Annotated in this window: 22 protein-coding genes; 9 read left to right on the top strand and 13 right to left on the bottom strand. The window is 58.6% G+C overall.

All coding sequences use genetic code 11. From position 1 onward, the window contains the following. Positions 1-255 (bottom strand): serine/threonine-protein phosphatase (locus VI215_09960; protein HEY6192631.1); only part of this gene is annotated, 255 nt, incomplete at its 3' end. Between the two features lie 186 nt (positions 256-441). On the opposite strand from VI215_09960, the gene VI215_09955 reads away from it, so the two are divergent. Beyond that, positions 442-1,572, top strand: a complete 1,131-nt coding sequence (locus VI215_09955) for a methylated-DNA--[protein]-cysteine S-methyltransferase (protein ID HEY6192630.1) — start codon at positions 442-444, stop codon at positions 1,570-1,572. Here VI215_09955 and VI215_09950 read toward each other — a convergent pair. Both VI215_09950 and VI215_09945 read right to left on the bottom strand, forming a co-directional pair. Beyond that, the gene (locus tag VI215_09950; protein HEY6192629.1) at positions 1,562-2,554 is read right to left on the bottom strand and encodes a DNRLRE domain-containing protein; all 993 of its coding nucleotides are present in this window, start codon (positions 2,552-2,554) and stop codon (positions 1,562-1,564) included. The genes VI215_09955 and VI215_09950 overlap by 11 nt on opposite strands. Positions 2,555-2,564: 10 nt before the next feature. Continuing rightward, the gene (locus VI215_09945; GenBank protein HEY6192628.1) at positions 2,565-2,879 is read right to left on the bottom strand and encodes a hypothetical protein; all 315 of its coding nucleotides are present in this window, start codon (positions 2,877-2,879) and stop codon (positions 2,565-2,567) included. A gap of 344 nt (positions 2,880-3,223) precedes the next feature. Here VI215_09945 and VI215_09940 point away from each other — a divergent pair, with 344 nt between their 5' ends. Beyond that, a complete protein-coding gene (locus tag VI215_09940; GenBank protein HEY6192627.1) occupies positions 3,224-3,598 on the top strand; it encodes a response regulator in 375 nt (124 codons plus the stop codon). Positions 3,599-3,619: 21 nt separating this feature from the next. Beyond that, positions 3,620-4,771: a heparan-alpha-glucosaminide N-acetyltransferase domain-containing protein gene (locus tag VI215_09935; protein ID HEY6192626.1), complete on the top strand. Its 1,152-nt coding sequence runs from the start codon at positions 3,620-3,622 to the stop codon at positions 4,769-4,771. A 190-nt stretch (positions 4,772-4,961) separates the two neighbouring features. On the opposite strand, the gene surE is transcribed toward VI215_09935, so the two are convergent. The 10 genes from surE to VI215_09885 all read right to left on the bottom strand — a co-directional run bounded on the left by surE (position 4,962) and on the right by VI215_09885 (position 15,198). Beyond that, positions 4,962-5,741: a 5'/3'-nucleotidase SurE gene (gene surE / locus VI215_09930; protein ID HEY6192625.1), complete on the bottom strand. Its 780-nt coding sequence runs from the start codon at positions 5,739-5,741 to the stop codon at positions 4,962-4,964. Positions 5,742-5,758: 17 nt separating this feature from the next. Further along, positions 5,759-6,586 carry a 3-methyl-2-oxobutanoate hydroxymethyltransferase gene (gene panB, locus VI215_09925; protein ID HEY6192624.1) on the bottom strand — a complete coding sequence of 276 codons (828 nt, stop codon included), beginning with the start codon at positions 6,584-6,586 and terminating at the stop codon, positions 5,759-5,761. A gap of 15 nt (positions 6,587-6,601) precedes the next feature. Next, complete coding sequence (locus VI215_09920; GenBank protein HEY6192623.1) at positions 6,602-7,360, bottom strand: lipoate--protein ligase family protein; 759 nt, start codon at positions 7,358-7,360, stop codon at positions 6,602-6,604. Continuing rightward, positions 7,357-8,142 carry an acyl-ACP--UDP-N-acetylglucosamine O-acyltransferase gene (gene lpxA, locus VI215_09915; GenBank protein ID HEY6192622.1) on the bottom strand — a complete coding sequence of 262 codons (786 nt, stop codon included), beginning with the start codon at positions 8,140-8,142 and terminating at the stop codon, positions 7,357-7,359. The genes VI215_09920 and lpxA overlap by 4 nt, the downstream gene beginning before the upstream one ends. Before the next feature lie 65 nt (positions 8,143-8,207). After that, positions 8,208-9,623 carry a bifunctional UDP-3-O-[3-hydroxymyristoyl] N-acetylglucosamine deacetylase/3-hydroxyacyl-ACP dehydratase gene (locus VI215_09910; protein ID HEY6192621.1) on the bottom strand — a complete coding sequence of 472 codons (1,416 nt, stop codon included), beginning with the start codon at positions 9,621-9,623 and terminating at the stop codon, positions 8,208-8,210. Positions 9,624-9,637: 14 nt separating this feature from the next. Next, the gene (lpxD, locus tag VI215_09905) at positions 9,638-10,720 is read right to left on the bottom strand and encodes a UDP-3-O-(3-hydroxymyristoyl)glucosamine N-acyltransferase (protein HEY6192620.1); all 1,083 of its coding nucleotides are present in this window, start codon (positions 10,718-10,720) and stop codon (positions 9,638-9,640) included. Next, positions 10,717-11,244 carry an OmpH family outer membrane protein gene (locus VI215_09900; GenBank protein ID HEY6192619.1) on the bottom strand — a complete coding sequence of 176 codons (528 nt, stop codon included), beginning with the start codon at positions 11,242-11,244 and terminating at the stop codon, positions 10,717-10,719. The genes lpxD and VI215_09900 overlap by 4 nt, the downstream gene beginning before the upstream one ends. Positions 11,245-11,269: 25 nt before the next feature. After that, positions 11,270-11,815, bottom strand: a complete 546-nt coding sequence (locus VI215_09895) for an OmpH family outer membrane protein (protein ID HEY6192618.1) — start codon at positions 11,813-11,815, stop codon at positions 11,270-11,272. A gap of 49 nt (positions 11,816-11,864) precedes the next feature. After that, positions 11,865-14,351, bottom strand: coding sequence for a POTRA domain-containing protein (locus VI215_09890; GenBank protein HEY6192617.1), 2,487 nt, complete (start codon positions 14,349-14,351; stop codon positions 11,865-11,867). Continuing rightward, positions 14,338-15,198, bottom strand: coding sequence for an isoprenyl transferase (locus VI215_09885; protein HEY6192616.1), 861 nt, complete (start codon positions 15,196-15,198; stop codon positions 14,338-14,340). The genes VI215_09890 and VI215_09885 overlap by 14 nt, the downstream gene beginning before the upstream one ends. A 438-nt stretch (positions 15,199-15,636) precedes the next feature. On the opposite strand from VI215_09885, the gene VI215_09880 reads away from it, so the two are divergent. From VI215_09880 to VI215_09855, 6 genes are all read left to right on the top strand, one after another. Beyond that, entirely contained in the window at positions 15,637-20,295 is a 4,659-nt protein-coding gene (locus VI215_09880) for a S8 family serine peptidase (protein HEY6192615.1), read from the top strand. A 160-nt stretch (positions 20,296-20,455) separates the two neighbouring features. Further along, a complete protein-coding gene (locus tag VI215_09875; protein ID HEY6192614.1) occupies positions 20,456-20,785 on the top strand; it encodes a YbaB/EbfC family nucleoid-associated protein in 330 nt (109 codons plus the stop codon). A 72-nt stretch (positions 20,786-20,857) separates the two neighbouring features. Then, positions 20,858-21,454, top strand: a complete 597-nt coding sequence (gene recR, locus VI215_09870) for a recombination mediator RecR (GenBank protein ID HEY6192613.1) — start codon at positions 20,858-20,860, stop codon at positions 21,452-21,454. Further along, a complete protein-coding gene (locus VI215_09865; GenBank protein HEY6192612.1) occupies positions 21,451-22,035 on the top strand; it encodes a hypothetical protein in 585 nt (194 codons plus the stop codon). Before recR ends, VI215_09865 begins: the two co-directional genes overlap by 4 nt. An 83-nt stretch (positions 22,036-22,118) precedes the next feature. Beyond that, positions 22,119-22,622 carry a hypothetical protein gene (locus VI215_09860; protein HEY6192611.1) on the top strand — a complete coding sequence of 168 codons (504 nt, stop codon included), beginning with the start codon at positions 22,119-22,121 and terminating at the stop codon, positions 22,620-22,622. Positions 22,623-22,628: 6 nt separating this feature from the next. Further along, on the top strand, positions 22,629-23,507 hold the full coding sequence (locus tag VI215_09855) for a permease-like cell division protein FtsX (protein HEY6192610.1): 879 nt from the start codon (positions 22,629-22,631) through the stop codon (positions 23,505-23,507). Positions 23,508-23,512 lie beyond the last annotated feature (5 nt).

Here is a 23,512-nt window from a genome sequence, read left to right as displayed (position 1 = left end):
CGACAACTGCTGAAAAACGGGGTAATCCTTGACTTTCACCTGATAGTTGGGCTCTATCGGTTCCATCTCTCCCACCTGCTGGAGGAGCAGGTAGGCGCCGGACTTGGGGTTGAACTTCCAGGCCCGGCCTCCCTTGATCTTAATCTCTTCGTTCCGCACCACTTCTTCGAGGACGCGCCGAAGAAGCTCTTCCGTACTGCTGAAGGGCTGAGAACCGATGTTCTCGATCGTACGGTATAACTTACGCAACTGCATGTGCCAACCCCCGATTGATCCGTTAAAGCAGCACAAATGTAAGGTGAAAAAACGTAAAACGCAATGGTTCGCTTATCCAGGGGCACGCGGGATCTTGCCCAAATCCAAACATCTACGTCCATTTTTCGGTGGAGTATGTCGGAGGCTGTGGTTATATTACATCCATCACAGTTGAAGGATGAGCCAATGGAAACCATGACATCGACGCTCCCGCCAATACCCGAGATGGAGCGCGCCTACAGGAAGAGCGACGCCTCGTATGACGGTATTTTCTTCCTGGGAGTCCGGACGACCGGTATTTTTTGCAAGCCGTCGTGTCCGGCGCGGAAACCGATGCCCGAAAACGTCGAATACTATCCGACTTCCCGCGAGGCCGTTTTCGCGGGCTACCGCCCGTGCAAACGCTGCCATCCGCTCGACTTGAATGACACTCCGGAGTGGGTGGAGAGGCTCTTTGAGGCGATCGAAAAGGACCCTTCGAGGCGGTACTCGGACGCCAGTCTGCGCGAGATGGGGATCGAGCCGGCTCGCGCCCGCAGGTATTTTCTCAAGAATTACGGGATGACCTTCCAGGCTTACTGCCGGGGGCGGAGACTGGGGAAGTCGCTCGAACAAATCCGCCTCGGAGAGGATCTGGACGATGTGGTGCTCGGATATGGTTATGAGTCGCACAGCGGGTTCAGGGATGCATTCGCAAAGACGTTTGGGACTCCCCCCGGAAAGAGCCGCGATACCGATTGCGTTCTCGTTGCCTGGATCGAGAGTCCGTTAGGTCCGCTGATCGCGGGGGCAACATCGGAGGGAATTTGCCTGCTTGAATTCACAGACCGGCGGATGCTGGAGGGGCAGGTCGCGACGCTCCGGCGGCATTTCAAGCGAGCGATCGTCCCCGGCTCGAACGATCATATCCGGAAATTGCAGGGTGAGCTCCGCGAGTACTTCGCGGGGGAGAGGAAGAATTTCTCGCTCCCGCTCGTTTACCCCGGAAGCCCGTTCCAACAAAGCGTGTGGAACGCGTTACTGAAAATTCCGTACGGCGCGACGACCTCTTATGAAGAGATTGCGAAGAGAGTCGGCTCCCCGAAGGCCGTCAGGGCGGTCGGGACGGCGAACGGGATGAACCGGATCGCGATCGTGATTCCCTGTCACAGGGTTGTCAACAAGAACGGCGAGATGGGCGGTTACGGCGGCGGGCTGAGAAGGAAGGAGGCGCTTCTCCGGTTGGAGAGGGGAGAGATGAGCTTTGAGTTTTCTACCGAACGTCGCGCGACATCACGTTCGGAAGTTGTCGAGCAGAGCTCAACGGTCAACGGATAAGAAGAAGCTTTTTGGTGTTCGAATAGGGCCCGGCGAGCAGCCTATAATAGTAAACTCCGCTCGGTACTCCGGAGCCGTCGAACACAATGCTGTGCGGTCCCGCCTCCTGAACACCCTCGGCAATGGTAGCCACTTTCATCCCCAATACATTGAGGACCGCGAGGGAGACGCTCGATCGTTTGGGAAGGGTATAGGCGATGTTTGTCGAAGGATTGAAGGGATTCGGGTAGTTCTGCGAGAGCGTGTATTCCCGCCCGACTGTTCCCGCGTCCTTCACGCCCAGGACCTCCTGGTAGGTGACGACCAACCTTGGGCGCAGGCTGTCCACGATATTGTCTTTGCTATCGAAGCGTTTCGTCGTTTGAAGAGCGGCTTCGTTCCCGATCAGTATCCACCCGAAATTGGAGGAGGCTGTGTCGAGCCAGCGCTGGACATCGCTCACCATGGCCGGAGTGGATCCCCACGTGTAGGTCCCGACTCCCGACACGTGGAGTGTTTCGCTCGGCGTGGCGTCGAAATCCCCGCCCGGGGTTGACCATGTCTGCGTATTAAAGAACCGGTGGATCCACGTCGCGTCGCCGGTGGTTGCCCCCGTTCCGCTTCCCTCATCTCCCGCCGCAACTGAAGTGCCCTCGCCCCAATCTGCGAGCACCCGATGAAGATCGACCCGCTCTCCGAAGGAGGAGGTCCGCGACATATTGAGCGTGAGTCTTGCGCTCTGAATCACAGCGTGCTGGGGAATATTGCCCGCGAGATTAAAGGCAACGAGGGCCCGTCTCCGGAAGCCCGCGTTCGTCCGGCCCGTAAAGAAGTGCTGTCCCGCGCCATCGCTCAGGGAGCCTGTAGTGTCCTGGTAGAGGGTGTTATCCTTGCTCGCTCCGATTGTGACCTGGATCTGCGCGTGGAGGAGGGAATCCCGGGTTCCAATGAAAAGCAGCGCTAGAAGAAGAGCGAGACCGTAGAGGGCGTTTCGAAGAGTCATTACCGGTTTCCTAGAAGGCGTGGATGATCGGCCAAACGATGGAGGAGAGAACGACCTCCGCGACGATTTCGACGCTGGCGGCGATGGCCACCGAATTTGGGAAGAGCGGGATGTTTGTGTATCTGGAACAGAGGTATGTTGCGAGTGCGACCACCACGAGCAACTGCGGGATAAAAAACAACGGAATCAGGGAAACCACGATCCCGCTCCCGGCGATCACGACGCAATTCATGAGATTGGCGGTGATCTTTTGCCAACGGAAGACGGCCCGGTACATCCACGTCTTGAGTGCGAGACTCAGGAGCATGCCGGGAAGGAAACTCATGGCATTGAAAATCATCTGGACCGAGCGATTTGTTCGTTCACGTTAGGCGGATTTAGCTGTCCGCACCCAAGATACTAACCTTCATGGCAAGGGTCAAGAGGGGAACGAGGCAAACCCAATGAAGATCCCGACCTAAAACATGTCGGGATGACGAGAAAAGAAGAAACTGGGGCACGATCACTCACCATACCTCTTCCTTCCCTGGAAACGCTGGCATAAGGGCCTCGCGAATCTGGATCACACCGGAGAGGGAGGACTATTGACTTTGTGGGGAAATCAGGCTATTATCTACCTCGGCAACGGGTACAGGAGCCGCAGTTTAAACTTGTTGACGGGGAAAGCATATGGATAAAGCTCTGATTCTGTATGTGGACGACGAGCCGGGAGCGCTCGAGACGATGAAGGATGCTTTGGTGGAAAAGGGTTACGACGTGCTCCAGGCGACCAATGGCGCCGAAGCGCTGGCCCTCCTCAAGACGAAAACCCCGGACATCATACTCGCCGATCTCCGGATGCAGCCCGTCAATGGATTCGAATTGTTTCAGGCGATCAAGAAGAACCCGAGATTCCTGAAGACGCCGGTGTTTTTCCTCACCGCGGTGGACGACCCCCTCGCCCAAAAGTACGGCGAATCCCTGGGGGTTGACGCCTACCTCACCAAACCTGTCGACATCGACCATCTCGATAACATCATCCGGGGCAGGCTGGGACTCAGGTAGTCCCGCCGCGTATCCCTCCCGTTGAACGCTCCCGAAAAGCCGGCCGCTTCAGACCGATTCCTCTTCGTCGATCTCTTGCGGGGATGGGCCGTCCTCGTCATGATCGAGACGCACGTGCTGAACGCGCTCCTCGCCCAATCGCTGAAGGACCAGGCTCCGTTCAAGATTCTCACATTCGTCAACGGGCTCGTGGCCCCTTCATTCCTTTTCTGCGCGGGATTCGGTCTCGCGATCAGCCTGCGGCGCCGGTGGGACAAGTTCATGCGGTTCGAGCGCCCGTTCTGGCGCACGGTCGTCCGGATGGTGTTTATTCTGGTCGTCGCGTACTCGCTCCATTTGCCGTTCTTTTCGCTCCGGAGGATGGCGGGAATCACGGACGAGCATCTCTGGATATCGTTCTTTCAGGTGGATATCCTGCAGGTCATCGCCGTCACGCTCCTCTTGCTGGTCCTTCTCGCTTCCGTGACGCGGAAGCCGGACATTTTCCGTACGATCGTCTCCATTCTTGCCCTGGCCGTGATCTTCGCGGCGCCGGTGGTCCGCGCGATGGATCTGTCCGGGCTTCCGATCTGGTTCCGTCCGTATCTCTCCCTCCAGTTTCAGTCGCAATTCCCGATGTTCCCGTGGGCGGCTTTCCTGATGGTAGGCCTGATACTCGGATTCTGGTACGTTCGTGCCGCGGAGGAGAAGAAGGACGCAGAGTGCATGAAGTGGTTCGGGATTCTCGCCGTGGGCGGGATGGTGCTATCGGTGGCGGCGGAATTCGCGCCGTTCGGTGTCTACCCGAATCATGATTTCTTTCGGGCAAGCCCGGAGTTCTTTTTTGTGAGGGTTGGGTGTGTGGTGATGGCGCTCGCCGGGCTCTGGCTTCTCGGCAGGAAACGGCAGTCCTCGGGCCCGTCTCTCCTCTCCTTATTCGGGCAGGAATCGCTTCTTGTTTATGTCGTGCACTTGCTTATCGTCTACGGCCACGACTACGATTTCAGTTTCGTGAGAATGTTCGGGCAGACGCTGGGCTATGTGCAGGCGTTGGGCCTCTTCGCGGGGTTGACGATCGTGATGTATCTGCTGGCGTTCGTCTGGCACAGCATCAAGAAATGGAATATGCGTGTGGCATACGGGATTGAGGTGTGCATACTCGGGGGGATTGTGGCGGAGTTTGTGCTGAAGTAGGGGAGATCCTTCGCTTCGCTCAGGATGACAGTGGGTTGGTAGCCGCAGCCTTTAGGCTGCGCCGATAGATACGCGACCTAAAGGTCGCGCCTACCGTTTCCTCGGGCGACGTCATGATGACGGAGAGTCGGTAGCCGCAGCCTTTAGGCTGCGGTGCGCGACCTGAAGGTCGCGCCTGGATTCCTTCGCGTCATTTTAAGAGCTGGCCGACGGGCCATTTACGGATCTTCGTGAGCGTCTCGTAGTCGGTGAGATCGTAGTGAATCGGTGTTATTGAAATCAGACGATTCCTGATCGCGATTTCATCGGTGTCTTCAGAGTGGTCCATCACCTCCAGGTCGCCCGTAAGCCAGTAATATTCCTTGTTGTTCGGATCGCGGCGCACTTCGAACGTGTCATCCCAACGGGTTTTTCCTTGCCGCGTGATCACGACGCCACGGATCTCTTTCTTCTTCACGGCAGGAATATTGACGTTAAGCAAGGTTCCGTGGGGGAGACCCTTCTTGACGACGAACGCCGCAAGCGTCTTCGTGAATTTGGCGGCGTACCGGAAATCGGGATCTCCAAAGGTCGTCAGGGAAACGGCAATCGAAGGAATCCCAAGCACGGTCCCCTCGGTCGCCGCGGAGACGGTGCCCGAATAGATGATGCTGATCGCCGTGTTCGAACCATGGTTGATCCCCGAAACGAGGAGGTCCGGCTTTTCTTTCAAAAGCGAGCTGATGGCGAGCTTGACCGAATCGGCCGGCGTGCCCTCGACGGCGTAGCCGAAAAATCCGCCGTTCTTGTAAAACTTCGTCGCGCGCAAGGGGTAGTTCATCGTGATCGCGTGCCCGACCGCGCTCCGCTGCTTGTCGGGGGCGACGACGTCGACATCCCCGAGCTTCTTCAATTCCTTTACGACCGCCTCGATCCCGGGGGCGTCGATGCCGTCGTCGTTCGAAACCAGTATCCTGAGCCGTCGCTTCATGGGCATGCCCATCCGCTCTAGTAACTCTCCTTCCCGGTCGGGAACCGCTCCGATTTCACGTCCCCGATATACTCGCGGAACGCCTTCCTCATGATTTCCGCCATTTCGGTGTATCGCCGCACGAATCGAGGCTTGAACTCTTCGGTCAGCCCGAGCATATCGTAGACGACGAGCACCTGCCCGTCGCAGTGGGGGCCCGCTCCGATGCCGATCGTGGGGACATCGACCGCCGCGGTGACCTTTTTTGCGAGCGACGCCGGGATTTTTTCGAGCACGATCGCGAAGACCCCGGCCTCCGCGAGCACTTTCGCGTCTTTCAGGAGCTCGTCGGCTTCCATCTTGGATTGAGCGCGCACTTCGTACGTACCGAACTTGTTGATCGCCTGCGGTGTGAGCCCCAGGTGACCCATCACGGGGATCCCGATCTTCACAAGGTGCTTGACGATCTCCGCGATGTACGCGCCCCCTTCGAGCTTCACGGCTCCGACTCCCACCTCCTTCATGATCCGGCCCGCATTCCTGATGGCGTCGTCGACGCTCGCCTGGAACGACATGAAGGGCATGTCCACGACGATCAGCGCGTTCTTGACGGCCCGTTTCACCGCCTTCGCATGGTAGATCATGTCGTCAACCGTCACCGGCAGGGTCGTGTCGTAGCCGTGCACGACGTTTCCGAGCGAGTCTCCCACGAGGATGATGTCCGTCCCGACCTGGTCGAGGTATTTCGCCACGAGGAAATCGTAGGCGGTGAGCATCGCGATCTTCTCGCCGGTCTGTTTCATGGTCAGGACCGTCTTGGTCGTTACGACGCGCGGCTTGGCGGCAACTGCTCGGTTGTTTTTCATCGCGGTGGTCCCGGGTTATGCTGGTTGAGTGGCGGTGAAGGCAAAATCGTGTTCTTCAAACGTGATCCCGCAGGAGAGCTCGAACCCTTGCTTCATGGCCCGGGCACATTCCTCGAACGGGACTTCCCTCCCGAGGATCGATTCGACGTCGATCGTCCTGTTAGCAAGATCATCTGCAATTAACCGGGCGGCATGTCCGACTGCCGGGGCAAGATACTCGACGATCCGGCGGTGTTGCGGTCCGAGAAGAAGGGACCCGTGCTGGAGAACGACCCTTCCGTAACGCCGCTGGGCGCTTCCGGCGAGCTTTCGGCCTTCGTACTGAATTTCATCTTTGGCGGAACTTGAGAAACAGGGGAGCGAGTGCGGGTCGGCAGCCGGGGCCTTGAGCCCCCGGTCGTTTTCGGTTAACGCCGCATCGACCCCGAGGAGCTTGAACGCTTGCAGAAGGCCGCCGCTGATGAACCGGTAGACTTCGCGCGGGCTCCTCTCGCCGGAACGCATCACGATGCTGTAGGTCAATTCGCGCGAGTGAAGTATGGCGCGCCCGCCTGTTGGCCTCCGGACGAGGTCGATGCCTGCGCGCTCCAACGCGTCGGCGTCGAAATCCTCGACGCGCTGGTGGCGGCCGATGGAGATCGCGGGAGGGTTCCACCCATAGACCCTCAGCGTTCCCTCCTCGTCGCTCTGTTCAAGCCGGGAGGCGAGGAGCTCGTCGAATTCCATGTTGAACGCGCCTGACCGGAACCCGGTATCGACAAAGTTCCATCTCATCGGCGCGACCAGATGACCCCGCGCTTGCTCTTCTCGATGAAGTCGACGACGCGGCGGATCTCGTCCGTTAATGAGAGGTCTGTCTTGATCTTCTCGAGCGCCTGGGAGATGTTGAGCTGGTTGTGGTAGATCATGCGGTAGGCCTTCTCGAGGCTGTCGATCGCCTCGGGGGCAAAATTCCGTCGTCTCAGACCGACGAGGTTGAGCCCGTTGTAGGCGAGCGGCTCCTGTCCGGCGAGGACGTACGGGGGCACGTCCTTCGTGACCCGTGATCCGCTTCCGATCATCGAATGGCAGCCGATGTGGGAGAACTGATGGATCCCCACCATGCCGCCGACGACAGCATGGTCTTCGATCACGACGTGGCCGCCCATGTTGACGGAATTCGCGAGGATGACATGGTCCCCGATGGCGCAATCGTGAGCGACGTGCGAATAGGCCATGAAGAAGCAGTGGGCGCCGACAGTCGTCTTCCAGCGCTCGTGGGTGCCCCTGTTCAGCGTCGCGTACTCCCTGATCACGGTGTGATCACCGATTTCCATCGTGGTCACCTCGTTCCGGAACTTCAGGTCCTGCGGTTGAGTGCCGATGACGGCCCCGTGGTGGATCCGGCATTCCTTGCCGATGCGGGAGCCGTTGGCGATCAGGGCGTGGGAGGCCACCGTGGTGCCGTTGCCGATCACGACGTCGTCCTCGACGATCGCGTAGGGTCCGATGCTGACGGTATCGCCGAGCTGTGCTTTGGGGCTGACGATTGCGGTGGCGTGAACGGTGGTGCTCATGAAGAAGTATGCCTCGCTTGAATCTGTTGATCCGGAGACCTGACGGGCCCCGGGGTGAATAGCAATCAGACCTTCAGGTTAACCTCGTTCCCGTCGACGATCGCGGCGCTGAATTCGGCCTCGGCGACGAGCTCCTTGCCGACGTACGCCTTTCCCTCCATCAGCGCGATCTTGGCGCGCCGGTTGCGGATCGTGACCTCGAGCAGCAACTGGTCGCCCGGCACGACCGGCTTCCGGAATTTGCAGTTGTTGATGCTGGTGAACATCGCCAGTTTTCCGTCGAGGTTTTCGAGGCCGTTCAGGAGCAGAACCCCTCCGGTCTGGGCCATCGCCTCGCAGATCAGGACGCCCGGCATGATGGGCCTTCCCGGAAAATGCCCCTGGAAGAACCAGTCCCCGAGCGAGAGGTTCTTGACGCCGACAATCCGCTCGTCGAGCTTGAACTCGGTGATCTTGTCGACCATGATGAAAGGATAGCGGTGGGGCAGGATCTTCATGAGCGCGTCGCTGTCGAACACGACTCCTTCCTTCTTCACGAACTGATACTTTCTGACAAATTTCTGCTGCTGGTAGGCCTTTCGGATCTTCTTCGCGAACTCGACGTTGCTCGCATGGCCGGGCCTGGCCGCCAGAATCTGGGCTTTGAACGGGACTCCGATCAGCGCGAGGTCTCCCATCAGGTCGAGGAGCTTGTGGCGCGCCGGCTCGTTCTTGAAACGGAGCTTCTTCGCGTTCAGGATCCCGTTTTTCCCCATGATCGGGGACTCGGTGAGCCCGAGTTTCTTCATGATCTTTTTCGCGTTTTCCGGTGTCATCTCCTGATCGATGATCACGATCGCATTGTCGAAATTGCCGCCACGTATGAGGCCCTGATCGTGAAGCATCTCCACTTCGTGGAGAAAGCAGAACGTTCGCGCCGGAGCGAACTCGCTGACAAACTCCTTGTCGAGATCGAACAGGCCCGTGTGCTGGCTCCCCAGGACGGGGTTCTGGTAGTCGATCATGACCGTCATCCGGTAGTCGTCGGTGGGAAGCGCGACGATGTCGACGCCGTTCTTCTCGTCGGTGTAGCGGATCGGCTCGTCGATGATGAGGTAGTCCTTGGGCGCTCCCTGCTCTTCGAAGCCGGCGCTCACGAGCGCTTCGACAAACGGCTGCGCGCTTCCGTCGCAGGCGGGAGGCTCGATGTTGTCGAGCTCGATCACCATGTTGTCGATCTGGAGCCCCACGCTGGCCGCCAGGACGTGCTCGACGGTATGGACTTTCGCGTCCCCCTTGCGGAGTGTCGTTCCGCGGGCGACCTCGACCACGAGATCGACGATCGCCGGAATCTCCGGCTGGCCCGGCAGGTCGGTCCTGCGAAATTTGATCCCGCTATCCACCGGGGCCGGAATGAACGTCAGCTTTGTCGCCACGCCGGTGTGTAACCCGACGCCCGAGATGGTCACGGGGTGCTTGATTGTTCTCTGGTGGACGAGCATGAGGTGGCCTCGCTCTAGGGGATCGAATGTGAACTCAGAGCCCGAAGACTCTCTTCAAGCTCGCGGACGCGGTTCTGCAATTCCCGGATCTCCCTGACGAGCGCGGGGAGTTGCCTCAGCGCCGCCTCGATTCTCAGAGTCTCCTTGATCTCGCGGGCGGGATAACCGAAATAGGTGCTCCCGGGCTCGGGGATCGACTTGTGGACGCCTGACTGCGCGCCGATCGTCGTCCGGTCGGCGAGCTCGATGTGGCCGGTGAGCCCGACCTGGCCGCCGAGGGCGCAGTTCTTGCCGAGCTTGGAGCTTCCGGAGATGCCCGATTGGGCGGCGATCGCGGTGTGGTCGCCGATCACGACGTTGTGGCCGACCTGGATGAGATTATCAAGCTTGACGCCCCGTCCGATTCTCGTTTCTCCGAGCGTCGCCCGGTCGATTGTGCAGTTGGCGCCGATCTCCACGTCGTCTTCGATCACGACGATCCCGCGCTGGGGGATTTTTTCATAACTTCCGTCGGGCGTCGGCGCGAACCCGAATCCGTCGCTTCCGATCACGCAGCCCGGATGGATGATCGCCCGTTTCCCGATGCGGCAACCTTCCCGGACGGTCACGCGGGGATAGAGGAGCGAATGATCTCCGATCTCGACGCCGTCTCCGATGAACGCCCCTTCGCGGATGGAAACGCCCGGGCCGATCGTACATCGATCGCCGATTGAAACAAACGCGCCGATGGCGGCGTCCGGAGCGACTCGCGCGGATTTCGCGACAATGGCTGTAGGATGGATGCCTTCCGGGAGGCCGGCAGGCGCCGGGTTAAATAGATCGATCAGTTTCAGGAATGAACGGTAGGGATCAGCTACCTTGACGAAGTTCAGGGGCGGTTGCCTGCGGGAGAACTCCTCGAGGGGGAGATCTTTCGCGACGAGGAGCGCCGAAGCGGACGTGCCTGCGACGTGCTTCTTGTACTTCAAGTTGGCGAGAAACGAGATGTCTCCCCGCCCCGCCTCTTCTATCTTGGCGACACGCTCGATAGCCGCATCGCCATTCCCCACAACCTCCCCATCGACGGCTTTCGCGATGTCCGACAACTTCATGGTCATTTATTGAAGTTCGTCATGCGGTCGAAGACTTTCCCCGTCAGATCGTACTTGTCGTTCGTGTACATCAGGAGGATGTCGCCGCTCTTGTCGAAGACATAATCGTAGTTGTCCTCTTTTGCGATATCCTCGAGCACTTTGAAGATCTTGTTCTGCACGGGCTTCATCAGCTCGTTCTGTTTCTGGAAGAGCTCGCCGTTCTGCCCGAACTTCTTGTTCCGGTAATCGGCGATCTTCTTGTCCAGGTCCTGCAGCTCCTTTTCCGTCTGCGCCCGGAGCTGATCGGTCAGGATGAGCTTCTTCTTGTCGTACTCCTCGTACTTGAGCTGCCAGTCGTTCTGCATTTTCGTGAGCTCGGCCTGCCACTGGCCGACGGTGTTGTCGATCTGGCGCTGCGCGTCCTGCGCTTCGGGGAGCTTGTCCATGATCGCGGCGGAATTGATCCACCCGATCTTGGCCTGGCCGTTCGAGGCCTGGAAGGTTGCTCCCGCCAGCAGGAGGGAGAGGAGGAGAATTGTCGTTTTCATTCTGGTCACCTTATGCGTATGTTATTCACTTCCCTGTCGCGCCGCGCTTGAGCTGGTCGATCACGAGATTCGTGTAGTCATATTTCGTTTCGCCGTAGAGCAGAACGAGGATCTGTTCGTTGCGGTCGAACATGAAGTTAAGTTTTTGATCCTTCGCAACGCGCTCGATCACCTTCATTACTTTCTGCTTGATCGGGCGGAGGAGCGAGTCGGTCGCGAGCGCAAGCTCGCCGTCGTTGCCGAACTTTTCCTGGCGGAACTGCACCCCTTTTTGCTGAAGCTGAAGGAGGTCGTCCCTCTGCGTGCGCTTCTCGACGTCGTTCAGGAGGCCTTCCTTCTTCTGGAATTCCTGATACTTCGCCTGGAAGTCCTTATCCATCTTCTCGAGCTCGCCCTGCCACTGTTTCCCCATCTGGTCGAGGGTTTTCTGGGCCTCCATGGCTTCGGGGAATTCCTGGAGCACCTTCGCGGAGTTGACGTAGCCGATCTTCAACCCCTGGGCGCGCGCTCCGCTGCCCGCCAGGCAGAGGAGAAGTGAGAAGAGAGAGATGTATGCGAGATTTCGTTTCACGGTTGCCTCTGGTTGTTATGAAGTAATGGTTGACAAAAGGTTGTCGGGGTCAAAAGCCCCGGCCGAACTGAAAATGGAATCGCCACCCGTCCGGGCCCCCGTCGGTGGAGAGGACGTGGTCGGCGCCGAAGCCGTAATCGAACCCGATCAACCCGATCGGATTGATCAACAATCGCGCCCCGAAGCCGTACGACCGTTTCACGTCGGAGAAATTCGCGTGGTGGAAATCGGTAAAGACGTTTCCGCCTTCGGCGAAGCCCAGGAGGTAGATCGGGATCGGATTGAGCGTTACCGCAAGGCGGACTTCGAAGGTCTGTTTTTCCATGACGCGCCCGCCCGTCGGCCCGGCGTTGTTCCGGGGCCCTACGCTCTGGTCGTCATATCCGCGGAGCGCGGTGGTGGCTGCGAAGCCGAGTCCCGTCCCGCCCATGTAAAAGTAGTCGATGGGGGGAATCTCCAGATCGTTCGTGAACGCATCGACGTATCCGAGGGAGGTGGAGGAATAAAGCACGAGCCGGCCGGAGCTGAAGAGGGGCGAGTACCACTCGGCATTGAAGAGCCATTTGTGGTAGCTGACATTTCCGGGGAGAACCGGCCCGCCGGAGATTTCCGTGGTGAGCGAAACGCTCGATCCGGTCGTCGGGAATACCGGGCTGTCGGTGCTGTTCCTCGAAATGGTTTGGGTGAGGCTCACCTGGTTGGTCCGTCCGACCCGGTAGAGGGGGTTTCCCCCGTTGTCGTGCACGTCGTTCCGCTGGAAGCGCGCCGTGTAGTCGAGCCGGGAATAGACGTCGAGCCAGCTCAGACGCCCCCTGCCGACGCGCACCGATACGCCGGTCTGCTGCAAATCGTAGATATAGATCTGGCGCGTGTCGAAGAGGCTCACTCCGAGCGTGGTCGGTGTATCGTAGAGCCACGGCTCGGTGAAGCTCAATGAGAACGTGCGGAACCGCGACCCTTCTCCGAACTGCCAGTCGAAGTTCAGGACCTGGCCGCTGCCGCCGGAGAGAGGTTCGGAGAGGGAAAAGTTGTTGATCGTGAAGCCGAGCGCTCCGGTCACTCCGAACGCGCCGCTGTACCCGACGGACGCGTTGATGTTGTCGCTCGATTTTTCCTCGACCTCGTAGATCAGGTCCACGGTCTGGTCGTCCACGATCCGAGTGTCGGGCTTGAGCTTTTCAGGGTTGAAGTAGTTGAGCTGCGAAAGCTGCCTGAGGCTCCGGATGATCGCCGACCGGTTGAAGAAGTCTCCGGGACGCGTGAAGAGCTCCCTCCGGATGACATTGTCGTGCGTCTTCTTGTTCCCGCGGATGTCGACCTGCCCGATGTGGAACTGGTTCCGTTCATAGACACGGACCGTGATATCGAGGCTGTCGCACTGCCCGTGGTTGGAGGGGGCGGCCGCGCTCGCGAGAGTGTCGGAAGCTTTGGCTCCGGGAGTTTTGACGGCTTGCGTGTCGCATCGCATCCGCTTCACGTCCGGGAGAAGGTAGAATTTCAGGTAGCCGTTGTCAAGGTAAAGGGAGGCGACGTCCGTTTGATCCTGGTTTCCGCGGAGGTTCTGCTCGAATTTCTCCTCGTCATAGACCTGCCCCGGAACGAATTGCAGCCGCTCGTTGAGCACCTCGGGCTTGTAGACGGTGTTCCCCTCCCAGGTGATGCTCCGGATCTTGTACTGGGGCCCGTCGCGGACGTTGAGGAGGACGTCGATCTTCTTCTTGTCCTCGCTGTACCAGGTCGAGTCGGAGACCAGGTCGGCGTCGAGGTACCCGTTCTTCCGGTAGAACTTGATGACGCGGTCCTTGTCCGCCTCGAACTTCTTCTTGTCGAATTTCGGGTGCGACCAGAAATGCCACCAGGTTTTCTCCTTCGTGTCGTCCATCTGGCCCTTCAGGTCGTCCTCGCTGAAAGCGGAGCTGCCCAGGACATGGACCTGGTCGATCGTGACGCTCGGACCCTCGTCGATCGTGAGGTTCAGCGTGACCCTGTTCGATTTGCCGGAGTCCGCCGAGACCAGTTGCGACCGGATGTCCGCGAGAAGGTGACCCTCTTCCTCGTAGAGCTGCTTGATGGAACTGACGGCCTTGCTCGTGTCCTGCGGGGTGAGGATCTGGCCTTTGGTAAGGTTCACCTTCTTCCGGATGTCGTCCTCGCTCACGTCGTCGGAGCCCTTGATCGTCAGGTTCTCGAACCGCGGGTATTCCTTCACCCGGATGAGGAGGTAGACCCCGCCCTGCGCCTTATGGTCCACCAGCACCTGGATGTCGGAAAAGATCCTGAGGGCCCAGAGCTTCAGAACGGCGGCGTGCGCGCCTTCGCCGGGGATCGTGATTTCGTCACCGACCTTGAGGCCCGAGTTCGCGATGATGGCGCCCGATTCGGTCCCGCTCGCCGGGTTGTTACCCTCGACGGAGATCCCGAGGATTTTGAAGGTCTCCGGATTCTGCCGCTGGCCGTACAGCTTTGGCTGGTGGAGCAGGGCGCAGAAGATGAAACAGAGAAGAATGGTATGGGTGGGTCTGTTATCCCGAAACATTTTTTAGAAGCCGTTCCAGGAAGGTCCCTTGTGGTCGTCTCTTCTGAAGCTGCTCGCTCACCATACCGAACCGCCGTTCCCTTCCCTGGTAATCGGCGATTGCCTGATAGAGCTCTTTGCGGCGAAAGTCGGGCCAAAAACTTTCGCTGATGACGATCTCGGAATATGCGAGTTGCCAGAGGAGAAAATTGCTTATCCGTAGTTCCCCGCTCGTCCGGATAAGCAGGTCGGGATCGGGAACGTTCTTGGTGGAAAGATGCTGCGAGATCAGGCGCTCATCGATTTGTCCGGGATCAAGCTTGCCTTGCTGGATCGCGAGCGCGATCGAACGCATGGCCCCGGTGAGGTCCCACCTCCCGCTGTAGCTCAGCGCGAGGCAGAGATGGAGGCCGGTGTTCGTCTTCGTTTTTTCGATCGCGTCGAGGAGCTCCTCCTGCACTTCGGAAGGAAGTGAGGAAAGGTCTCCGATCGCGTGAACGGAAACGTTGTTCTTGTGGAGCTTATCGGTCTGATCCCGGAGCGCGCGCATCAGGAGGCGCATCAGCATCGAGACCTCTTCGCGCGGGCGCTTCCAGTTTTCGGTGGAGAATGCGTAGAGGGTGAGGTATTTCACGCCCAGCTGGCCGCACGCCTCGACCGTGTCCCGGACCGATTCCACGCCTTCCTTATGTCCTGCGATCCGCGGAAGCCCGCGTTTTTTCGCCCAGCGGCCGTTCCCGTCCATAATGACGGCGATGTGGACGGGGATGTTACCGCTTTCTTTCAGTTCATCCTGGGATTTTTTGTCGGCGCCTCCCGCAACTTTCTGATAGCGCGGGCGCGAATGTGGGGTGTTCTTCGAATTCAAGAGAAATGGATAGAGTATTGCCTAAAAGTTAGCTTATTTTGCATAGAAAGTCAAGAAATTCGCATTGTTCCATCAGGTGTCAGAACGGAACGGGAAGAGCGCACCTCCCCCCTTAAGATGATACAAACCTTTTAGCAGCCCGGTTCCCCCGCGAGGATGAAAATCTTCGAAGAAACCCGATGCCGGCGAGAGAGATCGCTTTTCGGATGATCGATGATTTGTCTCGCACTGGACCCCCGATCGCTTCTTATGGTGCGGACGTCAACGGCCTGTCAATGTTCCATTTCGGGACACTGTTCCGAATCGGAACAGTTTTTTCCCGCAGGCAATTGGAGGGTGCTGAGGATTTCCCGCAGCAGGAGCCGTATTGAACGATTTCATCGTGACTTTTCCAGGGGTCCGGGGTTGGCACCAGAGTTGAGCTAATAAGGATCAGGTATGAAAGAGAATTGTCGAAATAAGGTCATTCCCGGTGTCTGCCTCTTCCTCTTGATCGTCACATTTTCGCACGAGAGCCATGCCCGGCAACTTCCCTCGGGCATGAGCGTGATTTCCGTCGTGAAAGGCGACAGTATTCTCGCGAGCCGGGTGTTCGATGTAAACGAGGAGGTGGCGGCGATTGTCCAGTTCAAAACTGAAGCGCTCAGTCTCGCCGGACCTTCAAGTTCCAAATCCGGCACGACATCGATTTCTACGGAGCTATCCCAGATCAGCGCGGAACACACCCGGTTCCGGGCGGACATTGCGAGCCTTGAGACCGGCCGGTCCAAGAAATATCCATCCATCTCAACGGCGGCAAACACCCAGGTAGCGTTCGATTATACAACGGCGATCAACGGAGTCGCGATCAGGACGAAGAGATGGATGCTCGAGCAGATTCGGGACTTTTCGTATGTAAAGGGGATCTCGGAGGACGGGCAGGTTCGCGCATTCGATGACGGCAGCAATGCCGTGATCGGGGCCGACACGTTCTGGACGGAAACAGGCGTCAAGGGTGACAGCATCGTCATCGGGATCATCGATTCGGGAATCGACTATTTCCATGAGGCCCTCGGCGGAGGGGGATTCCCCAACGCGAAGGTGATCGGAGGATTCGATCTCGTGAATAACGACCCGGATCCCATGGACGACAACGGGCATGGAACGCATGTTGCGGCGATAGCGGCAGGCAACGGGCCGGAGCCGGTCTCGCTCCGCGGGGTCGCGCCGAACGCGAAGCTGATGGCGTTCAAGGTGCTGGGCGCGTCAGGATCGGGGACCTTCTCCCAGGTCATCGCCGGGATCGAACGCGCGCTCGACCCGGACGGAGATCCGACGACTCCCGATCATGTGGATGTCATCAACCTGAGTCTCGGAGGCACCGGCGGTCCCGACAGCCCGATCTCGCAGGCAGTGAACAATGCGGTCGCTTCAGGCGTGGTGTGTGTCGTCGCCGCAGGCAATTCCGGCCCGGGATCGATGACCGTCGCCGCGCCGGGGAATGCGACGGCGGCGCTGACCGTGGGAGCGGTCGATAATTCGGATGTGATTGCGGGGTTCAGCTCTCGCGGTCCCTCTTCATTGATTTTTGATATGAAGCCGGAAGTTGTCGCGCCCGGTGTCGGCATCACCTCCGCGAAGCGGGGGGGCGGTTATATACAATACAGCGGGACTTCGATGGCGACGCCTCACGTCGCCGGAGCTTCCGCGTTGATTCTTCAGCTCCATCGCGGCTGGACGCCTGATCAGGTCAAGGCCCTCCTGATGGAAAGCGCCCGCACAGACGGATATGACGTCTGGACGGAGGGGGCGGGGAGGGTGGACCTCGGACGCGCCGCACAAATGAGCGGAATCATCACTCCTTCAACTTTGAACTTCGGTCTTGATGATTTGACCCAAACCCAATGGTCGCCGTCTGCCACGCTCACGCTGTACAATTATTCGGCGGCGACGGCAACGTATGACTTTTCGGCCAATCCGCTTCCGCCGGGCATCACGGTCGCATTCAAGCCGTCAAAACTTACGGTCCCTTCCGGAGGAAGCAAGACGTTCAGTGTCCAGTTGACCGTCGATAATGGGATGGTGCCGTTTCCCCAGGCTCCGCCTTCCTATTCCGGCACGATACTCGCCAGCCCGGGAACCCCGGGGGAAAGCATCAGCCTTCCCTTTGTGTTCACCAAGTCGGCCCGGCTGGATCTTCATTTCGATGCCGCGCCGTGGGTTGCGATCGTTCACAATAACGAAGATCAGTATTTCTTCCTTCCCTATCCTGGGAATGCCGTGTCGCTCTTTCCCCCCCGGGGGGTCTATGATGTCATCGTCCGCTATTCCGGAGCCTCGCGCCAGATCGTTCGCGAAAGCGTCGCGGTCGCTGCGACGACGACTCTCAACATCAGCAAGTCGGAGGCCCGCCATCAGGTGTTTTTCTCGACCCTCGATTCCGGAGGAGCGCCCGTCATGTTCGACAACGTCGGCCTCACGCTCCTCGTGAACAAGAGTTCAAGCATGGGCATCACCACCGCCGGATCGATCTCGGACTCGACCGATCATTCGAAGTTTTACTTTTCCGACATCAGCCCGAACTACAAGTACGAGCTGAAGACATCCTCGTTTTCGGCCGCCTCGCACGGCGATTACTATGAGTTTCCGTTCAGCGTCGACGGTGGAATCCGGAATTCGATGATCATGCAGAACGACGTTTCCAGATTCAAACGGGTCACCTACTCGTACGCACACCCCTGCGCAACGACGGAGATCTGCTTCGTCCCGTACTTTTACCGTCCCCCCTCGCCGTCCGATTGGGGATTCCGGTACAACACCTATTTCCCGTTCCAGACTTCTCCATACAAGATCCGCGCTCCCTTCAAACTCGTCTCGTACCTGATGCCGAATCCGGTTTCCGATTTCCATGTCGGATACAGCTGCCAGGATGTCTACGACGTGACTGCCGGGGCGAAACTGCTGTACAGCACGGCGCCCTTGACGGTTCTCCCCACGGATACGCTGGTGGTGGGACAGCCCGAGCAGCCGATCTATAGGACGGGTGCGAGGACGTGCGATCTCAGGCTCGATTCCGAATCGCCGCGCTGGAATGGAAGAGTGTCCGTCATCAACAGTTCGACCGTTTCCGTCACGGCCGGCGTTCCATCCTATCCCGGCCTCTTCCTCAGTTCCGCGGGCGATCTTGTGACGGCGAATGTGCCCTATGAGGCATACTCGAACGGCACCTGCCGCTCCAGGGATTCACTCATCAACCTGCGAGCCGATTCCCCGGCCATCACGCTCTCTGTCGTTCCCGGCGCGAACCGGCTGCATTTCAACTTCGGAGAGTACTACATCGATGGAATCCCGGGGAACGCCACCGCGCAGGTGGCTTTCACGACGACCGCCTCCGACCCGAATCCTCCGTGGATTGAAGACTTGCAGGTGCTCTCCGACGGAAAGATTTCCGGCACGATCGATCCCGCGGCGCTCAATACGGTTGACGTAGCGGTCAGGGATCAGTCCCCCCTTAGTTTTATTCATCTCTCCCTTCGTCTGCTCGGCGACACTGTCTGGACTCCCCTTACGGCTTCGGGCGACGCGGGATCCGTCCGGGCGCAACTTCCCGCCCATCTCTGGGGCGGTTACTATTCCATGCGGATCGAGGCTATGGACCTGGGAGGCAACTCTGTCGACTACGCCATCGAACCCGCGTTTGAAGTGAATGGGCCGCGCTTGTCAACACCCGGGAGGCCACAATTACTCGGTGTCACCGCCAATTCTTCTTCGTTCATGTTCAAATGGCGGGGGGATACCGTTGTTACATCTGACCGGTTCCAAATTTCACAGGATCCTGCATTCGGGGCAACGGTCGTGGACGCATGGACAGACAGGGATTCATTCGAAGTCGCCGGACAATTGCAGGACAGCGCGCTTTACTATTGGCGCGTGCAATCGACGAATCTGATGGGTACGGGCGGGTGGTCGGAGCCGTGGCAGTTGAGCACGACGAGCGTGCAGCTCGGACTTGCGCTGACAAAAGGTTGGAACCTTGTATCAGTCCCGTTCGGAGCGATGCAGAGCAGGAAGAAAAAAGATCTGTTCCCGACTGCAATCTCCAGCGCGTTTGCGTTCAACGGATCATATGTACACTCGGAAGAACTCTCCAGCTCTTCCGGCTACTGGCTAAAATTTGAGCAGGATGAGAGCGCCTCGCTCTCGGGGACGCCCTCGATGGCGAATGCCGTTCCGGTTTCCAGGGGATGGAACATCGTCGGATCGGTTTCCGGGGCAATCCCGGCTGCTTCCGTGCTTCCGGTGGGCACATCGATTGTCTCGCACTTCTACGGCTTCGACGCAGGCTATTCCGTCGCCGACACGATCGTTCCGGGCAGGGGGTATTGGGTGAAGGTGAGCGGAGCGGGCGAGCTCGTGATGAACGCGAATCAAATTGTTCAAAAGAGGACCGCTCTCAAAGCCCCGCTTCCTCAAATCAACTGGATTTCGATTGCGGATTCATCCGGTCGCGCGACGAAGCTCTATTTTGGCCGCGCGAATGACGAGTTGACGCAGTATGCGGGCTATGATCTTCCTCCGGTGCCCCCGGGGGGCGTGTTCGACGTGCGTTTTGCGTCCGGCCGGATGGTGGAGCGCATTGACGGGAGTGCAAAAAGGCAATTTCAGATCCTTGTTTCTTCCCCCGTAGGGCCCCTGACAGCCAGATGGAACGTTTCCTATGACCCGGGATTCGTATCGTCGCTCCGTGTCGGGGGCCGCACGGTTTCAATGCGGGGAACCGGGAGCGTAGATTTCACCGACGCCGATTCCCCGATTGCATTGGAGACAGGACCAGGCGATGTTGAGCGGCTTCCCGCGCAATTCTCTCTCGAGCAGAACTTTCCCAACCCGTTCAATCCGAGCACGGAGATTCGGTATTCGCTTCCGGTGCAGAGCCGCGTCCATCTGAACGTGTACAACGGCCTGGGGCAGCGGGTCGCAACTCTTGTCGATGAAGACCAGGAAGCCGGAATCCGGACGGTCAGATTTAACGGCAACGATCTTCCGAGCGGAGTCTATTTCGTGAAGATTCAGGCGGGCGCATTCTCGGACGTCAGGAAGATGGTGCTTATGAAGTAAGGTAAGGCTCCAACTTCATTTCGTGCCCGCGCGACATTCCCCTTCGGTTGATTCTCCTCAATAAAAGCAATATATTGGTGAAGATAACTGCGATCGATCCTGTCGTTCAAGGACCGTCGCCCTGCGTTTCACGATAATCGATCGGAGCCGTACGATGGGATTGCCGAACATGAGCGGGATGATGAAGCAGGTGCAGAAAATGCAGGAGAAAATGGCGCAGGTACAGGCCGAACTCGAGCGGAAGAGCGTCGTCGCCGAATCCGGGGGAGGGATGGTCAAGGTCACCGCGAACGGAAGGCAGCAGCTCACGCAAATTCAGATCGAGAAGGAAGTGATCAATCCCGACGATGCCGAGATGCTCGAGGATCTCATCGTCGCGGCGGTCAACAAGGCGCTCGAGGATTCTCAGAAAATGGCGCAGGAGGAGATGAGCAAGGCGACTTCGGGACTCCTGCCAAACATTCCGGGTCTCAACTTGCCCGGCTTTTGAGGGTGAGAAGAAGATCACCCGCCGTTCGCATTCCGAAATTCATTCGTCCGTTCCAGAAACAGCCCCAACCGCATGCCCCAGCCATCTGATTCGCTCAAGCAACTCACGGAAGAATTGTCGAAGCTCCCCGGCATCGGGCACAAGTCTGCCCAGCGCCTCGCCCTTCATTTCCTGAAAGTCTCGAAGGACGAGGTGCTCGAGCTTGCGCACGCGCTCGTCAGCGTCAAAGAGAAAATGCGGTACTGCACCACATGCTGGACATTCACCGAGACAGACCCTTGCGCGATTTGTTCCAGTCCGAAGCGGGACGGGAGCATCATCTGCGTCGTCGAGGAGCCGAGCGACGTCCTGGCGCTCGAGAGAACGAACGAGTACCGCGGACTTTACCATGTACTCGGCGGCTCGCTTTCTCCACTGGAGGGGGTAGGCCCGGAAGACCTCAAGGTCAAGGAACTGCTTCAGCGCATGACGCCCGCGGTGAAGGAAATCATTCTTGCGCTAAATCCGAACGTGGAAGGAGAGGCGACGACCATCTACCTGACGCGCCTCCTGAGGCCCCTCGGGCCGAAGATCACCCGGCTTGCCAGGGGCTTATCCATCGGTGGCGATCTCGAGATGACGGACCAGGCTACACTGATCAGGGCACTTGAGGGGAGAGTGACGGTGTGAGGCTGTGGGCACAAGCTGCCATCATCACGGCGTTCCTATTGTGCCAGCCTGCCTGCGACCTGTTTCAGACGAGGGACCCCCAGCCGCCGACGCAGAACATTTCCACGTTTACGCCGCCGACCAGCTACGACATCGTCCTGAGAAACCTCCAGTTCGCGGTCGCAGAGGATAACGTCGACAACTATATCCGCTGCTTCGCCGATTCCACCTACCGGCGGTATGAATTCATCGCAACTCCGGAGGCCCGGGCGCGTTACGCGAGCGTGTTCAGCCAGTGGAGCCTCGAATCGGAGCGGCGGTACTTCCAGAACCTGGGAACCCCCTCGAACGGGGCCCCCTCGCTGACGATTCCGAACGAGCCCCCCGTCTATGCGAGCACGGACTCGGTCGTGTACAACCTGAACTATACACTCTTCTTCCCTCATACCAAGGAAGGAGTTCCCCATGCCGTTCAGGGGAACATGCAGCTCTACCTCGGCGTCGATCCGAGAAACCTCTGGTCGATCTACCGGTGGCAGGATTCGAAAACGACGACCGACTCGACGTGGAGCTACTGGAAGGCGGTCTTCAGCGGGAGTTGAGCGTGGGCCGAGAATTAGCCGCAGACTTCAGGCTGCGATTGACGGGACGCGACCTAAAGGTCGTGCCTACCGGTACCGAATGAATGAAGTCAACCTTACTCATATCGGTGGGATTGTGCACGATTTCGTTGAGCTGCTTGAATCCGTTCGCACCCCGGTTGGATACGGGCCTGGCGTCTGAGACGTGCAGTGATTTCACGAACATCGACAATCTCTTTTGCTCGTTCCGGAACGCCTATTCGTTCAAAGACACGACGCTTTACGGAACATTGCTCTCGCCCGACTTTACCTTCATTTACACCGATTACGACCGGGCGGTCGACGTGAGCTGGGGGAGAGACGACGACATGAGAGTGACCTACGGGTTGTTTCAGGGCGTTCAATCGCTTACGCTCATCTGGAACGCGGAGGTTCCCCTGAGCTCGAGCGACACCTCGCAAACGATCGAGCGGGGGTACAACCTGACGGTGACCTTTAACCCGAGCGACGTGGTGAGAGTCGACGGATATGCCGACCTGACCTTCGTTCGTTCCGGCACGGGGCAGCCGTGGAAAATTGTCCGCTGGCGTGACAGATCGAATTTCTAAATTATTATGAGCCTTATCTACATCGTCAAAGAGGGGTTTTCGGGTTTCAGGAGGGCGAAGCTCTCCGCGGCCGGATCGGTCCTCACCATCGCGATCGCTCTCCTGCTTCTCGGCCTCTTCTACGTGATCTCCACCAATACTTCCCGCATCGTTGAGAGCATACGGGGGCGCGTTGAGATGGAGGCGTTTCTCCTCGAGCCGGTCACCCAGCAGCGGATCCAGGAAATTCAGACGGCCCTTCTGGCGACGGAGGGGGTTGAGCGGGTGCAATTCATATCGAAGGAAGATGCCGCGAAAATCTTCCGGCAGGAATTCGGGGAAGATATCGGGAAGGTTCTCGAATTCAATCCGCTTCCTCCTTCGTTCAAAGTCTTTCTGAAGGAGGAGTATCGGACCACATTCCGGGCGGACCAGGTGCATGCGAAGATCTCCGCGATCACGGGTATCGGAGAGATCGCCTACAAGAAAGAGCTGATGGAGTTCATCGATCGCCAGACCAGGACGCTCTATGCGGTGGGCCTCGGGCTGGGGATCGTTATCGCGATCTCGGCGATATTTCTGGTTTCAAACACCATCCGGCTGACGATCTACGCGAAGAGAAAAGCGCTGCAGACGATGAAGCTCGTCGGGGCATCCCGCTGGTTTGTCCGCGCGCCGTTTCTCATCGAGGGCATCCTGCAGGGGCTGTTGGGAGGGGCGGTTGCGTCCGGGATCATCTACGAGATGCACTCCATCGCGGAGGGTCTCGTCTCGGCGGAGCTGGCGCAGTTCATCCGGATCGATCCGCAGTTTTATCTGCAGGTTGTGATTGTGGGAATCGTCCTCGGGTTCCTCGGGAGCACGATTTCGATACGGAAGTTTATTGGGGAGTCGGTCGCATCATAGAATGG

This window comes from Bacteroidota bacterium (assembly GCA_036522515.1).
Lineage (GTDB): Bacteria > Bacteroidota > Ignavibacteria > UBA10030 > SZUA-254 > VBOC01.
The sequence above is the reverse complement of the archived record's forward strand: the minus strand, read 5'-3'. Positions and strand labels throughout refer to the sequence as shown.

What these genes read in the sequence shown, in the direction of transcription:
- surE (HEY6192625.1), bottom strand. Translation starts at nt 5,741, where the DNA reads ATGAAGCGACGGCTCAGGATACTGGTTTCGAACGACGACGGCATCGAC.
- VI215_09855 (HEY6192610.1), top strand. Translation starts at nt 22,629, where the DNA reads ATGAGCCTTATCTACATCGTCAAAGAGGGGTTTTCGGGTTTCAGGAGG.
- VI215_09890 (HEY6192617.1), bottom strand. Translation starts at nt 14,351, where the DNA reads ATGTTTCGGGATAACAGACCCACCCATACCATTCTTCTCTGTTTCATC.
- VI215_09920 (HEY6192623.1), bottom strand. Translation starts at nt 7,360, where the DNA reads ATGAGATGGAACTTTGTCGATACCGGGTTCCGGTCAGGCGCGTTCAAC.
- VI215_09910 (HEY6192621.1), bottom strand. Translation starts at nt 9,623, where the DNA reads ATGCTCGTCCACCAGAGAACAATCAAGCACCCCGTGACCATCTCGGGC.
- lpxD (HEY6192620.1), bottom strand. Translation starts at nt 10,720, where the DNA reads ATGACCATGAAGTTGTCGGACATCGCGAAAGCCGTCGATGGGGAGGTT.
- VI215_09950 (HEY6192629.1), bottom strand. Translation starts at nt 2,554, where the DNA reads ATGACTCTTCGAAACGCCCTCTACGGTCTCGCTCTTCTTCTAGCGCTG.
- panB (HEY6192624.1), bottom strand. Translation starts at nt 6,586, where the DNA reads ATGAAAAACAACCGAGCAGTTGCCGCCAAGCCGCGCGTCGTAACGACC.
- VI215_09940 (HEY6192627.1), top strand. Translation starts at nt 3,224, where the DNA reads ATGGATAAAGCTCTGATTCTGTATGTGGACGACGAGCCGGGAGCGCTC.
- VI215_09955 (HEY6192630.1), top strand. Translation starts at nt 442, where the DNA reads ATGGAAACCATGACATCGACGCTCCCGCCAATACCCGAGATGGAGCGC.
- VI215_09900 (HEY6192619.1), bottom strand. Translation starts at nt 11,244, where the DNA reads ATGAAAACGACAATTCTCCTCCTCTCCCTCCTGCTGGCGGGAGCAACC.
- lpxA (HEY6192622.1), bottom strand. Translation starts at nt 8,142, where the DNA reads ATGAGCACCACCGTTCACGCCACCGCAATCGTCAGCCCCAAAGCACAG.
- VI215_09945 (HEY6192628.1), bottom strand. Translation starts at nt 2,879, where the DNA reads ATGAGTTTCCTTCCCGGCATGCTCCTGAGTCTCGCACTCAAGACGTGG.
- VI215_09860 (HEY6192611.1), top strand. Translation starts at nt 22,119, where the DNA reads ATGAAGTCAACCTTACTCATATCGGTGGGATTGTGCACGATTTCGTTG.
- VI215_09880 (HEY6192615.1), top strand. Translation starts at nt 15,637, where the DNA reads ATGAAAGAGAATTGTCGAAATAAGGTCATTCCCGGTGTCTGCCTCTTC.
- recR (HEY6192613.1), top strand. Translation starts at nt 20,858, where the DNA reads ATGCCCCAGCCATCTGATTCGCTCAAGCAACTCACGGAAGAATTGTCG.